Raw genomic sequence first — 12,320 nt, 5'->3', positions numbered from 1 at the left:
GGTCATTTCGCATCAACTCCACTGTTCAGATCGGCGCGGTATTGCGCCCACTCCACGACTTCCCAGGCCACGACCCCGCCGACCCATACGACGGGACTGAGAACACCCGCGAACGCGCCGATCACCCCGTTCTCGCCATTGAGCGGACCGGAAAGGGTGAAAACTCCTGTGAGAGTGCACAGATCGATCACGATCACCACCACGCACAACCTGTTCAACCACGCCGGAAACAGCCCCGTGCGCCGTGAGATGAGCAGTGCCGCAAGCGCGAACGGGATCCACACCGGTCCGAGCATGGCCGCGGAGACGAGCACGGTCACATGCAGGGCGTGCACGATGGAATCGGGCGCGTGCCCGGAGAGCAGCACGGTGCCCGCGAAGATTCCGGACTCCGCGAAGAAGAGGCCGAGCACCAGCACTTCACTGAAGATCGCGGACCAGGTGTAGACCCGATTGCGGCTGGTATCCGCGGCCCACAGCGTGCCGATGAACGCACCCGACCAGATCGCGCCGACCAGGAACATCCCGGCGAGCAGTGCCGCGACCCCGCGCAGCAGCGGATTGTATTCGTCGTAGAACTCCACCGTGCCCGCGATATCCGAACCCTCCGGCATGACCCGGATGAGCAGCACCAGGGTTATCGCGATCATGCCGAGGCAGATCGCGATGACGAGCGCGTACCACCGCTTGATGGTCGCCGGTTCGGTCAGGGCCAGCGCGATGCGGTCGAGCGCGCTCGCGGTGTGCGGCGGGGCCGCCGCGTGCCGGCTCATCGGCCATCGGCGAGCAAAGGTTTGCGACATTGCAGAACTCTTCTCTGAAGCCCCGGAGTCCCTCGATGGCCATCCGGGTCACTGGATATCGAGATTATCTGGATAGTAATGACATCACAAGGGTGCTTCGGGTGCGCTGGCCGGGCGTCCACATGGATAGCCATGAAATACGGATTGATTGACTATTCGGATAGTTGTACTATTTCGACTGTTCGGGCGGTGTGAGCGCCCTGCGGCAGGCTCATCGCCTCGGGATCCGCCGGGCGTCGAGTGAGGGTCGATCAGGAAGTCAGGACATTGGCGTCTAACACCAGAAAACGGGCCGTGCCCGATGTCGAAGCCGCGGTGATCGGAGCGGGTGTCGGCGGTATCGCCGCGGGCTGCCAGCTGCGCCGAGCGGGTATCGACGACTTCGTAATCCTGGACCGCAGAAGCGATTTCAGCGGCACCTGGATCGCGAACACCTATCCGGGCGTCGCTCTCGACGTCCCGTCCACCTCGTACGAGTTCACCTTCGCCCCCAATCGGTGGTCTCGGGTGTTCGCACCCGGTGACGAGGTGCGCGAGTACTGCCAGCGCGTCGCGCGCGAACACGGACTGTACGACCGCGCGCGCTTCGGCACCTCGGTGGAACGCGAGGTGTGGGATGACGAAAACGGTTTCTGGACACTGCATTTGACCGGGGGTGAGACGCTGACCGCGCGCTACGTCCTCAATGCGACCGGATTCTTCCTCGAACCCCGTTCGAACTCGGGCATACCCGATGTGGAGCGGTACACCGGCAAGGTGATGATCTCCGCCGGATGGGATCACTCCTACGATTACCGCGGCAAACGCGTCGCGGTCATCGGCACCGGAGCCAGCTCGATGCAGATCGTGCCGTCGATCGCGCCGGACGTGGCCCAGCTCGATGTCTACCAGCGCACCGCGACCTGGTGTTTTCCCAAGCCGGACTTCGCTTTCGGCCGTATCGGCCAGCGGCTCATGCGATCACCGCGCTTCCACACGCTGGCATACATGGCGAATTGGTATGTGTACCAAGCCCTGGTCGTCGGGGCCGAGCGCATCCCCAAGCGGGCCGCGATGGCCCTGATTACCGGCCTCGAGACCGTACTGCGCGCGGCGTACAGCCTGTACCTGAAAATCCAGGTGACCGATCGCGAGGCCCGTCGCGCCCTGGTGCCCAAGCATGGCCTGATGGCCAATATGCCGACCTTCGGCCGGGGCTTTCTGCAAACCTTCAGCCGCGAAAACGGCACCCTGCTGACCACCCCGATAGAACGCTTCACCGAAACCGGTATCCGCACCACCGACGGTGTGAATCGCGACTACGACATGGTCGTGCTGGCCACGGGATTCAACGTCGCCTCGGATCCCGAGGCGTTCCCGGTCGGTGCGGTCACCGGCCGTGACGGGTTCGATCTGGGAGAGTTCTACCGCGCCAACGGAATGCAGGCGTATGCCGGGGTGACGATCCCCAAACTGCCGAACCGCTGGTTCCTCTACGGTCCGTACGGGTGGAACGGCGTGACGTGGGTGAGCATGATGGAAAGCTCGGCGCTGCACGCGGCCCGGGTCATCGCCGCCGCGCGTGATCAGGGCACACAGGTCGCCGAGGTGACACAGCGAGCGCACGATGTGTGGCACGAAATGATGACCACCAGCCCCTTCACACAGGTCGCGCAAGAGTATCTGGTCGAACGGCAGTTCAAGCAGCATCACGTGCGTAGCTACTTCTTCAATGACCGGGGTGAAGCCCCGATCCTGCGCCCGTCCCGGGGCTTCCGGGATTCGCTCTGGGACCACAGTGAGCGCTTCGACCCGCGGCAGGACTATACCTTCCGGGCTGTAACCCACTCTGCCGCAGCGGATTCGGTCGCGAGCTCCAATGGCGCATCGCCCGAACCCGTCCGCGCGGCACGCGAATAGGATTCAGGCGCAAAACCCTTCAGTCCCGCGCCGGCGGCTGAAGGGTGTCGCGCACTCGCCGGATCCACAGTTCGACGGTATCGCCGAGCAGCTGTGCGGATTCCTCGGCGGTGATCACCTCGGCGGCACTGCCGATTGCCAGGCCCGCTCCGGTGGCGGCGATGGCGCGGATCGCCGCCCCGGCCGCCGGTCCGGTCGTCGGAATGTCCTCGGGCAGAAAGTCTTCCAGCAGGACGCGCCCGGCGGCCACGAATCGTTCGATGGCTTGCGCGGTGGTCGCGCGCTGATGTGCGTCCCGCAGGATGCTGATCAGGTATTCCGCACCCAGGGCCAGCAGCGGGTTGTTCGCCGAGGAGCTCGCCCACCACCTGGTTAGCACATCCATGCGGGCGTGCGCGTCCTCGGGTGCGGCCATGAGCGCGGGCATGAGTTTGGCGACTTCCCTGGCGAGCCCGCGCTGAATCACCTCGAGGCAGAGCGCTTCCTTATTGTCGAAATTGCTGTACAGCGCCCCGATGGTGCGTCCGGCCGCCGCGGCGATCGTCGCAATCGAGGTGGCGTGATAGCCCCGGGTGAAGAACAGCTCTTCGGCGGCGTCGAGGAGATTCTCCCTGGTGCGCGCCTGACTTTCGGCCCGCGTCAATACCTTTCGGCCACCCACGATCCCACCACCTTCCCGGTTGACGCCACCCACTATCGGTATAATACTGCTATGTGAATAGTGATGCTATTTAAGTATCGAGGCTGATCGCGGAAGGGGGTACGGCGGTGCATGATTCGCACGCCGCGTTGCGGGCGGCTTTGGGGGGACCCGACGATGAGGTACTGGCGGCGCTGACGGCGGCCGAATCCGAGCAATTGCTGGGGCTGCTGCGGCAAGCGCGAACCGCGCAACGCCGCAGTCTCGATCACGCGATCGACGACGCCATGAAGGTGCTGCCGCGCTTCCTGCGGATCCCGGCCCGCTCGATTCTGTTCGGAAAGTGAGAAGCCATGGCAGACTTGGTGACTCGCGCCCAGATCACGATGCTGGCGCAACTGCTCGATGTCGAACCCGCCGCGCTGAGCGGTCTGGAACGGCTGGGCGCGGATAAGGTCGAGGCACTGCGCAAGCGCATGTCCGATACGCTGTTCGATTCGCTGGCAACGGTTTTCGCCCGGGTGAGCAAGCTGGCGCCGCTGGTGCCGGACGCGGTCGCCGCGACGGTGGCGGTCAAGGCGATTCCGCCGGAGGTGGCGGGCCGCGGCGGTGGCGCGATCGGAATGGATCATCAGCACCGGGCGGCCGGGTTGGTGGGCAGGATGCCACCGGGCTATCTGGCCGATGCCGCACCCTATGTCGACCCGCGCGTGATTCCCTTCTTCGCACCGAAATTGCCTTTCGCCCTGCTGATTCCGGCCGCCGACGAACTGCTGCGCCGCCGGGACTACCTCACCGCCGCGCGGTTTGTCGAACATGCCACCGATGATTTGATCCGGGCGTTCGAAAACCATGTCCAGGACGATGAGGCCATCGTGCTCACCGGGGCCATGGTGTCGCGCACAGAGGTCCTGAACAGCATTCTGCGGACGGTGTCACCCGAGCGGCGGGCGCGAGTTGTCGCACTGGGAGCGTCCGGGAAGCCCGACGTACTGGTCGCGGCGCTGTCGCTGCTCGCCCGGGTGGATGACGAGTTCGCGCGTCCGATGAGCAGGATGCTGTTCGAAACCCAAGACGCCGAAGGTGTTTCGCGCATCTGCGGTCTCGCTGTCAACGCCGGAGCCATCGCGGAACTGCTCGATGTCGTCGGATATCTGCCCGATGAGACCGCGCGGGTGCTGGCGGGCGCACCGGACCTGCCGAGCACCGCGACCCTGGAACAGGCCGCCACCACCGAGCGCCGAGCCGCCTCGGTACAGCGGCTGCTCGCGTTCGCGGATCGGCCGCGCACCGGGCAATTGCACAATTGACAGCCGCTCCGCGAGCGCCGAGCATCGCGGCCAAGCGCTGTACCGACAGCAGGATTCGAGGAGATGCCATGGTCAAGCGGGTTCCGAAGGGCCGGGTCGCCCGGGGTCGCAAACTCGGCATGCTCGCGGCCGGACAGGCCGCGCGGGGCGCGACCGCCCGGCTGTCCATGATCGGCCGTTCGGAACACGCCCGTGAGGTGCTCTCGCGCCGTTCGACCCTGGACAGCGCCGAACAGCTCGTCGACGTGCTCGGCAATATGAAGGGCGCGGCCATGAAACTCGGCCAGATGCTCGCGGTGATCGATCTGGATCTGGTGCCCGAATCGCATCGGGAGCGGTTCCGCGCCAAGCTGGCGCTGCTGTGCGATCAGGCCCAGGTGATGCCGTTCTCGACTATGCGCGGCGTGCTCGAGGACGAATACGGCTCGCTCAGCAGGGTTTTCCGGGATTTCGACGAGGATCCGATCGCGTCGGCGTCGATCGGCCAGGTGTACCGGGCGGTGCTGCGCGACGGTCGCGAAGTCGCGATCAAGGTGCAGTATCCGGGGGTGGAGAAGGCGGTCCGGTCCGATCTGCGCAATCTCGCGCTGTTCGTGAAGCTTTGGAAGTCCATGTGGCCGGCGCTGTCCAGCAGCGCGTTGATCGACGAGATCACCCGCAACCTGGAGGCCGAACTCGACTACGGCCGTGAGGCGCGCACACAGCGTCTGGTGGCCGAGCACTATCGCGGGCACCCGTACATCGTGGTGCCGGACAGTGTGCTCGAACACTGCTCGGATCGGATTCTGGTCACCGAGTACCTGACCTCGAAACCGTTCGGGCACATGCAAACTTTGCCCGACGCCGACCGCGACCATATCGGCGAGGTGATCTATCGCTTCTATATCGGATCGCTGTTCGAGCGCGGTGAGTTCTGCGGAGATCCGCATCCCGGCAATGTGCTGCTGGCGTCCGATGGACGGGTCGGATTCATCGATTTCGGTCTCTACAACCGCATGGGCCCCGCCGATATCGAATTCGAGCGACAGGTGGCGCGGGCGGCCGTGGAGCATCGCGCCGATGATCTCTACGCGCTGCTGCTGGCGCGCGGCATCGTCGATCCGGCGGCCGGGGTGGATCCGGTGCAGTGCCTCGAATACATCTGGGCCGCATCGGAATGGAATCTGGCCGATCAGGAACTCACCGTCACCCCCGATCTCGCCACCGGGGCGTTGCTGGCCGCGGTGGATCCGCGCCTGGCCGAGTTCAGCGGTATGCGGCATCAGATGCTGCCGCCCGAGCATGTGTTCTCGCGGCGCGCGGACTTCCTGACCTTCGGACTTCTCGGGCAGTTGGTCGCGACCCGGAATTGGCATCGCATCGCCCGGGAGTGGGTCTACGGCGATGAACCGGTCACCGAGATCGGCCGCACGCTGGCGCGGCGGGCGAGCGCCGGAAAGGGCGTGTGAACACAGCCACCGGCGTGGCGTTGGCCAATTGCACAAATCCGGATAATGTCAGTACCTGGAATGCGCGGTATTCCCGCCCGCCCATGACTGACAACGGAGGAAGTGTGGCCGCTCGAAAGGTGCTGACCCGGGCCGAAAGCCAGGCACTGACGCGGGAAGAGCTGATCGAGGCCGCGGAACGCCTGTTCTACGCCGACGGCTACCACGCCACCTCCCTGGCCGCGATCGCCGCCGAGGCCGGTCGCACCATCGGCGCGGTCTACAGCAATTTCGACAGCAAGGAGGCGCTCTGCCTCGAAGTGCTGCGCAGCTGGGCGACGGCGCGAATGTCGCGGCTGGCCAATTCGATCGCCGCCACCGACGGATCGCTGGAACAGCGGCTGGATGCCATCGCCACCTGGTGGGATCGGGAATTGGTCAACGATAACGCGCCCCTGATCCTGGCCGCCGAATACGGCATCAGCGTGCTGCGCGATCCGGCGCAGCAGGCCCGCGCCGTCGAAGCGTGTGAGCGACTGGTGGATTCGGGCCGGGTGCTGATCCTGGACCATCTGCCCGAGAGCGCGGCCGAAGCCGGGCAACTGCTGGAGGACGGAGTGCACGGTGTGCTCGCTGCGGGCATCGGACTGGCGGCGGGCGGCGTGACCGGGCTGACCCCGCCCGGCCGATCCAGCAGCATTCTCACCGCGACAATCGAATTCTGGTTGCAGCGGCTGGGCGCGGCGGTGGGCGGTGCGTCCGCCGGGTGACACCGCTCAGGGTGAACCCGGCCAGCGCCAGCATCCAGAGACTCCACAGCACATAGCCGAGGAAATTGAGCTGCTGTGCGCCCGGGATACGCCACGGTGCGGCCATACCGGTCAGGATGAGGGCCGCCGCGGCGATTCCCGAATAGGTGAACCAGCGCGGGAAACCATTGCGCGACAGCGCCGTTGCCACGAGCAGGGTCCATGCGGCGGTCAACGCGTAGCCGCCGGTCTCGCCCAGCGCCGAGCCGAGTATCAGATTCGCCAGCTCGAATTGATGTGTCGCGGAGGCGTTCTCGGCGGCGTGTGTGGCGCGGTCGGCCAGGGTCGGCACCAGCAGTGGCCAGCGCAGCAGGCCGATCAGCTGAACCACGCCCGCCGCGATTCCGGCGCGTACCGCCCAGCGCATGCGCGGGGAGTCGTCGAGGCGGCCGATCATGATCGCGATGGGGATGAACAACGCCGCACCGAACGCCAGCAGCGAGAACCAGGACACCACGGCGGTCTCGTGCGCCCGGAACAGTGCCAGGACATCCTCGCTCGGACGGGACAGCACCTTCGGATAGTCGAACACCGCGCCCAAGCCGATGAATCCGGCGTTCATGCTCAGCACGGCCGCCGCGATCGGGATCGCGGTCCGGGCCGGAGACGTCGACCTCGTCATCGCCGCGGCTCCATTCCCCGCTGGGCGGTGTCGCCACGGAAAGCGTCGACGGTCCGGCGCAGGGTCTCCTCGAGCGGGGTGGCGTCGAGATCGAAATGCTTTGTCGCGGAAGCGGAATCCATGATGAACGGGCGATCGAACTGATAGCGCAGCTCCCGCATCTCGCGGGCGGCCGGAACGAACAGGCCCGCCGACCAGAGCAGCGCCGCGGGCATCCGCATCACCCTGGCCGGTGCCACGCCCGCGACCGCCGCGAGCAGATCGGCGAGAGCGCGCACCGACACCGGGGGAGCGGAGGGCACATGCCACGCTCTGCCCCAGGCGGTGTCGTCCGCGGCCACCGCGATCAGCAGCGCGGCCACATCGTCGGTGGCGGTCCAGGTATGCGGTGCGTCCAGATCGGCGGGGACCAGGGCGCGGCGGCCGGACAGTAGCGCCGGAAGCAGCAGGGTGGTGGCCGCCGAAACCGCCTGCGGGCCCAGGTAATCGGAGCCGCGCACCTCGGCGGTGCGAATGCGGCCCGCCTGGTGCGCGGCCAGCTGCTCGGTCCACATATCGGCGCGCACGCGTCCCTTCACCGAATTCGGCCGCAGTGCCTGGACTTCGGTGACCGGTCCGTCGAATTCGCCGTAGCCGTAGAGGTTTCCGACGGTGACCAAGACCGCTCCGGAGCGCTCGACGGCGGTGAGCACCGCGCGGTGCAGGGCCGGAAACTCCTGCGGCCAGCGGTGATAGGGCGGTTGCGCGCACTGGTAGACGGCGATCGCGCCCGCACAGTGGGCGGCCAGCGCCGCCGGGTCGGTGGCATCGGCGGCGATGCGTTCGATCCCCGGATGCTCGGGGCCGGAACCGTGGCGGGTGAGCAGGCGAACCCGCGCACCGCCGGTCGCGAGTTGGAGTGCGGTGGCGGTGCCGACGGGGCCCGCTCCGATCACGATGTGCAGGGGCATGAGGTGCTCGATCCGGTTGGGGAAGACTGTGCCGAGAACACTGTTCTCGGGATGGCTCAACGGTAGGCGAGCACGGCGTTCGGAGTCAAGAACAGTGTTCTCTCAACCATCTACCGTTCTCGAACTCGTCGACTGTTCTCTATACTGCGGAGATGTCCGCCGCATCCCTGCGCGCCCGCGTGCGCACCGAAATGATCGAGGAAATCAAGGTCGCCGCGCGCAAACGGCTGGCCACGGACGGCGCGGGGCTCTCGCTGCGCGGGGTCGCCCGCGATATGGGCATCGTCGCCTCGGCGCTGTATCGGTATTTCCCGAGTCGCGATGACCTGCTCACCGCGCTCATCCTGGAGAGCTACGAATCGCTCGGTGCGGCGGCCACGACCGCGTGTGCGGCGGTGCCTGCCGATGATCATCGGGCTCGGTGGCTCGCCGTCTGCGCGGCGGTCCGGGAGTGGGCCACCGCCAACCCGGCCGAATACGGCCTGCTCTACGGCAGTCCCATCCCGGGCTATGACGCCCCGCGCGACACCATCGTGCCCGCCGCCACCGTGGTTCTGCTGCTCGCGGAGATCGCGGCCGCCGCGGAGGGCGCGGGCCGGTTGTCACCGCCGGTGTTCGCGACCGGCCTGCCCGATACCGTGCGCGGTGATCTCCGCATCCTCATCGACGAGCAGGGTTCGGGACTGTCCGAGGAGGTGCTCGATCGCGTATTCCTCGGCTGGACACAGCTTTTCGGCCTCGTCACCTTCGAAATCTTCGGGCGGCTCGGCGGCACGATCAATGCCGTCGCGGACTATTTCGACCATCAGATGAACCTCATGGCCGACCTGATCGGACTGCCCGGTTGATCGGTGGCCGTCGATCGCGGCCGCCACGACCGATGAATTTCGTTCCGCCGTTCCGTCGCAAGTGGTGAGCACGTCCATTCCTTACGGAGGAGAACCATGACCGCTGTACCCGCCCCCGAACTCGTCACCCTCGATCCCGCCGTCACGGCGGCCGTCCGCGCGACCGTGCCGATGGCGGGTCTGCGCGATTTCTACGATGCCTCGTTCGGTGCGCTGGCCAAGACCGTCGCCGCACAGCAGATCGGGATCGCCGGGCCCGCATTCGGCCTCTATCGTGGGCCGATCGCGGATCCGATCGATGTGGAGGTGGGATTCGCCGTCGACGGCGAGGTGGAGCCCGATGGCGCGGTGTTCGCGGGTGCGCTGCCCGGCGGCCGGGTCGCGCGGCTCGTGCACGTGGGTGGCTTCGACGGGCTGGGCGCTTCGTGGGCCCGGCTCGTGGAGTGGGTCGAGAGTCAGGGCCTGACCGGCGCGGATCAGCGCTGGGAGGTGTACGTCACCGAGCCGTCGCCGGAGATGGATCCGAATGATCTTCGTACGGAACTGAATTGGCCGATCGCCGAGTGAGGTCGTCGTCGCGACGCGCCGGTATCGCGTCGAACCCTTGACTTTCCTACTGGGAAAGTGAGACTCTACTTTCCTGATAGGAAAGTAGGGAATCGTCATGGAGAACGTTGCTCCGGATCAGGCTCGCGCCGCTCTCGAGGCGGCCGAGCGAGCGCGGCGTCAGGTGGCCGATGAGGTCGGATTGCCGCGCGTGTACTGGTGGGGGATGGCGGCCGGCTGGATCGTGCTGGGCGTGATCGGCGATCTCGGGCCGGAATGGCTGGTATCGATCGCCACGCTCGTCTTCGGCGCGGGGCACGCGTTCGTGGCCTCGCGACTGCTGGACGGGCGGCGGCGCACCGGCGGCGTGCGGGTGTCGGCGGATGTGGCAGGGCGGCGCACGCCCCTCGTGGTGATCGTCATGCTGTTCGGATTCGTCTGCGTGACAATCGGTTCGGCGTTCGCGCTCAATGCCGACGGCGCGCGGCATGCGGGTATCTGGGCGGCGGTGATCGTCGCGGCGATCATCGGATTCGGCGGGCCGGAGCTGCTGCGGGTGCTGCGTCGCTGGGCGCGCGCATGACCGAGGCGCGGTTCGACGAATTGATTCACCCCAGCACCCGGCTCTCGCTGGTCGCGACCCTCGCCGCGGCCGACTGGGCGGAATTCGCCTTCCTCAAGGATCGTCTGGGGCTCTCGGATTCGGCACTGTCCAAACAGCTCGCGACGCTCGAGGAGGCGGGCTACATCGGTACCGAGCGCCGCCTGGACGGCAGTCGCCGCAAGGTGCGCGCCCGGTTGACCGATGCGGGGCGGGAAGCCTTCCTCGGCCATATCGCCGCACTGCGGGAGATCGTGGCCGGGGTGGCTCCGGATGAATCAGCGCAGTTCGCCGTAGGCGGTGAGGATGCGGTGGATCGACGAGGTGACCGGTAGTTCGCCATCGAGCGGAATCCAGCGGTAGCCGCCGTAATTGGTCAGCCGGATCGGGGCCACATTCGCCACTTCGACCGCGAAATGTTCGCGGCGGACCGGCTTTCCGGCATTGTCCAGATAGTCGAAACTGCCGACGTGCGCGGTGATGTCGGTGACCGTGAGCCCGGTCTCCTCGAGTACCGCCCGCGCGACCGCGGCCGCCAGTGCTTCACCGGGGCGCACCGTTGTGCCCGGTAGGTTCAGCGGCCGGCGGCCCGCCACGTATTCCTCGCGCTCCAGCAACAGCACAGCGCCGTTGTTCTCCAGCACGACGCCGATGCGCAATGCGACCGCATCGGTCTCGGCTTTCGCCTGTAGTTCGGTCAGCACCGATCCGCCGATCGATTGCCGGGGAGAAACCTCGAAATCCCACACTTCGCACCCACATCCCGTACCGCCGGACTCCATCGACCGGCACAGTTTCTACGCTACCGCTGGAAAACCACTGGAAGCCAAGCCGATCCGGACTTTCGGCGCATCTCCGCAGTACGGGCGGGTGCGCCGAAAAGTTTAATGCGTCCGGTACCGGCTGTCACAGTGTCCCGAAGCCTAGTTCACGCCGCTGACAGGAATGCACCGGTTCCGATTTCAGGTCAGCGCCGCGGCCAGACTGTCGGTGGCCTGTATCAGCCACTCCGGATCGCCGTGCCGCCGCCCCCACAGCGCCTCGCGGACCGCACCGGCCTGGGTCCAGCGCCGGGCCCGATCGATATCGATCTCGGCTGCCGCGCAATAGATATCGAGCAGCCGGAGCACGCCCGCCCGCAAATCCGGTGCGCGCAGCAGGGACTCGAAGCGCGGGCTGCGAATGACATTGAGCGCGTCCTGCGCCGGATCGCCGATATGGCCCTTGGGGTCGATCGCGAGCCACGGCTCCCGCTCCGAGGCCAGAATGTTCCCGTCGTGCAGGTCGCCGTGCACGAGCAGGCCGGGTTGATCCGGGCCGAGTTCGCGCAGGGTGGTTATAGCGGCATCGAGGACGGCGCTCGGGATCGGGTAATCGAATTCCGCTGCGGTGGAGAGCATCTCGTCCTCCCAGCGGGCCACCTGATCCGAGAGCCGCGGTAGCGGGAAGGGCGGTGCGACCGCGAGTCGATGCGCGAGCCGCCCCTGGATCCGCACGGCTTGTTCCGGATCGCGCACCGTGGCGAGGGTGCGAAACTCCGCGCGTTCCAACAGCATCGCGAACCGCTCGTCATCGCGTTCGAAGAGCCGCAGCGCTCCGCGCCCGTCCCATGCGGTATAGGCGTCCGGCTCATGCGCGTTGCCCGGATGTGGGAAGGAGACCTTGATCACCGCGGCGGTCGCTCCGCGATGGCGCACCGGAACCACCACCCCGACCATGCCGTGCAGCACCGGACCGTCCGGGGCGCAGTGCCAGCGCCACATCAGCTCATCCACCATCCGGGGCAGGGTCGCGATCCACGCCCGCCCCGCGTCTCCCTCCCGCGCGATCGTGCTGTGCGCGAATCCCTCCGGAATTTCGATCAT

General features: G+C 66.8%; 15 protein-coding genes. 9 read left to right on the top strand and 6 right to left on the bottom strand.

From position 1 onward, the window contains the following. Window positions 1-2: 2 nt before the first annotated feature. Window positions 3-803 (bottom strand): hypothetical protein, encoded by an 801-nt coding sequence (locus tag ACFC0O_RS01150; protein ID WP_375952621.1) that lies wholly within the window; start codon window positions 801-803, stop codon window positions 3-5. A gap of 294 nt (window positions 804-1,097) precedes the next feature. Here ACFC0O_RS01150 and ACFC0O_RS01145 point away from each other — a divergent pair, with 294 nt between their 5' ends. Further along, on the top strand, window positions 1,098-2,702 hold the full coding sequence (locus ACFC0O_RS01145; RefSeq protein WP_375952619.1) for a flavin-containing monooxygenase: 1,605 nt from the start codon (window positions 1,098-1,100) through the stop codon (window positions 2,700-2,702). Window positions 2,703-2,721: 19 nt separating this feature from the next. Here the strand turns inward: ACFC0O_RS01145 and ACFC0O_RS01140 are convergent, their stop codons facing one another. Further along, entirely contained in the window at window positions 2,722-3,363 is a 642-nt protein-coding gene (locus ACFC0O_RS01140) for a TetR/AcrR family transcriptional regulator (RefSeq protein WP_375952616.1), read from the bottom strand. A gap of 107 nt (window positions 3,364-3,470) precedes the next feature. On the opposite strand from ACFC0O_RS01140, the gene ACFC0O_RS01135 reads away from it, so the two are divergent. The 4 genes from ACFC0O_RS01135 (at window position 3,471) to ACFC0O_RS01120 (ending at window position 6,849) form a co-directional block, all read left to right on the top strand. After that, on the top strand, window positions 3,471-3,689 hold the full coding sequence (locus ACFC0O_RS01135) for a hypothetical protein (RefSeq protein WP_375952614.1): 219 nt from the start codon (window positions 3,471-3,473) through the stop codon (window positions 3,687-3,689). Between the two features lie 6 nt (window positions 3,690-3,695). Continuing rightward, window positions 3,696-4,652 carry a hypothetical protein gene (locus ACFC0O_RS01130; protein ID WP_375952612.1) on the top strand — a complete coding sequence of 319 codons (957 nt, stop codon included), beginning with the start codon at window positions 3,696-3,698 and terminating at the stop codon, window positions 4,650-4,652. A gap of 68 nt (window positions 4,653-4,720) precedes the next feature. Next, on the top strand, window positions 4,721-6,100 hold the full coding sequence (locus ACFC0O_RS01125) for an ABC1 kinase family protein (protein ID WP_375952609.1): 1,380 nt from the start codon (window positions 4,721-4,723) through the stop codon (window positions 6,098-6,100). A 104-nt stretch (window positions 6,101-6,204) separates the two neighbouring features. Next, entirely contained in the window at window positions 6,205-6,849 is a 645-nt protein-coding gene (locus ACFC0O_RS01120) for a TetR/AcrR family transcriptional regulator (protein ID WP_375952606.1), read from the top strand. Here ACFC0O_RS01120 and ACFC0O_RS01115 read toward each other — a convergent pair. Together ACFC0O_RS01115 and ACFC0O_RS01110 are read right to left on the bottom strand one after the other, a co-directional pair. Beyond that, on the bottom strand, window positions 6,782-7,510 hold the full coding sequence (locus ACFC0O_RS01115; protein ID WP_375952603.1) for a DUF4386 domain-containing protein: 729 nt from the start codon (window positions 7,508-7,510) through the stop codon (window positions 6,782-6,784). The two genes, ACFC0O_RS01120 and ACFC0O_RS01115, sit on opposite strands and share 68 nt — an antisense overlap. Beyond that, window positions 7,507-8,460, bottom strand: a complete 954-nt coding sequence (locus tag ACFC0O_RS01110) for an NAD-dependent epimerase/dehydratase family protein (protein ID WP_375952600.1) — start codon at window positions 8,458-8,460, stop codon at window positions 7,507-7,509. Before ACFC0O_RS01110 ends, ACFC0O_RS01115 begins: the two co-directional genes overlap by 4 nt. A 152-nt stretch (window positions 8,461-8,612) precedes the next feature. Here ACFC0O_RS01110 and ACFC0O_RS01105 point away from each other — a divergent pair, with 152 nt between their 5' ends. From ACFC0O_RS01105 to ACFC0O_RS01090, 4 genes are all read left to right on the top strand, one after another. Beyond that, the gene (locus ACFC0O_RS01105; RefSeq protein ID WP_375952598.1) at window positions 8,613-9,308 is read left to right on the top strand and encodes a TetR/AcrR family transcriptional regulator; all 696 of its coding nucleotides are present in this window, start codon (window positions 8,613-8,615) and stop codon (window positions 9,306-9,308) included. A gap of 96 nt (window positions 9,309-9,404) precedes the next feature. Next, complete coding sequence (locus tag ACFC0O_RS01100; RefSeq protein ID WP_375952595.1) at window positions 9,405-9,875, top strand: GyrI-like domain-containing protein; 471 nt, start codon at window positions 9,405-9,407, stop codon at window positions 9,873-9,875. A gap of 97 nt (window positions 9,876-9,972) precedes the next feature. Further along, entirely contained in the window at window positions 9,973-10,437 is a 465-nt protein-coding gene (locus tag ACFC0O_RS01095; RefSeq protein ID WP_375952593.1) for a hypothetical protein, read from the top strand. After that, complete coding sequence (locus tag ACFC0O_RS01090; RefSeq protein WP_375952590.1) at window positions 10,434-10,790, top strand: winged helix-turn-helix domain-containing protein; 357 nt, start codon at window positions 10,434-10,436, stop codon at window positions 10,788-10,790. The genes ACFC0O_RS01095 and ACFC0O_RS01090 overlap by 4 nt, the downstream gene beginning before the upstream one ends. Here ACFC0O_RS01090 and ACFC0O_RS01085 read toward each other — a convergent pair. Both ACFC0O_RS01085 and ACFC0O_RS01080 read right to left on the bottom strand, forming a co-directional pair. Then, window positions 10,734-11,204 carry an NUDIX hydrolase gene (locus ACFC0O_RS01085; RefSeq protein ID WP_375952587.1) on the bottom strand — a complete coding sequence of 157 codons (471 nt, stop codon included), beginning with the start codon at window positions 11,202-11,204 and terminating at the stop codon, window positions 10,734-10,736. The two genes, ACFC0O_RS01090 and ACFC0O_RS01085, sit on opposite strands and share 57 nt — an antisense overlap. Before the next feature lie 213 nt (window positions 11,205-11,417). Then, on the bottom strand, window positions 11,418-12,320 hold the full coding sequence (locus tag ACFC0O_RS01080) for an aminoglycoside phosphotransferase family protein (RefSeq protein WP_375952584.1): 903 nt from the start codon (window positions 12,318-12,320) through the stop codon (window positions 11,418-11,420).

This window comes from Nocardia sp. NPDC056100 (assembly GCF_042266325.1).
Classification (GTDB): domain Bacteria; phylum Actinomycetota; class Actinomycetes; order Mycobacteriales; family Mycobacteriaceae; genus Nocardia.
Note: the sequence above shows the minus strand (reverse complement) of the source record. Positions and strands in the feature narration are given on the sequence as shown.

Bases quoted from the DNA above. Each gene is read 5' to 3' on its own strand.
- ACFC0O_RS01150 (WP_375952621.1), bottom strand. From the start codon at position 803: ATGTCGCAAACCTTTGCTCGCCGATGGCCGATGAGCCGGCACGCGGCG.
- ACFC0O_RS01130 (WP_375952612.1), top strand. From the start codon at position 3,696: ATGGCAGACTTGGTGACTCGCGCCCAGATCACGATGCTGGCGCAACTG.
- ACFC0O_RS01125 (WP_375952609.1), top strand. From the start codon at position 4,721: ATGGTCAAGCGGGTTCCGAAGGGCCGGGTCGCCCGGGGTCGCAAACTC.
- ACFC0O_RS01115 (WP_375952603.1), bottom strand. From the start codon at position 7,510: ATGACGAGGTCGACGTCTCCGGCCCGGACCGCGATCCCGATCGCGGCG.
- ACFC0O_RS01110 (WP_375952600.1), bottom strand. From the start codon at position 8,460: ATGCCCCTGCACATCGTGATCGGAGCGGGCCCCGTCGGCACCGCCACC.
- ACFC0O_RS01105 (WP_375952598.1), top strand. From the start codon at position 8,613: ATGTCCGCCGCATCCCTGCGCGCCCGCGTGCGCACCGAAATGATCGAG.
- ACFC0O_RS01100 (WP_375952595.1), top strand. From the start codon at position 9,405: ATGACCGCTGTACCCGCCCCCGAACTCGTCACCCTCGATCCCGCCGTC.
- ACFC0O_RS01095 (WP_375952593.1), top strand. From the start codon at position 9,973: ATGGAGAACGTTGCTCCGGATCAGGCTCGCGCCGCTCTCGAGGCGGCC.
- ACFC0O_RS01090 (WP_375952590.1), top strand. From the start codon at position 10,434: ATGACCGAGGCGCGGTTCGACGAATTGATTCACCCCAGCACCCGGCTC.
- ACFC0O_RS01080 (WP_375952584.1), bottom strand. From the start codon at position 12,320: ATGATCGAAATTCCGGAGGGATTCGCGCACAGCACGATCGCGCGGGAG.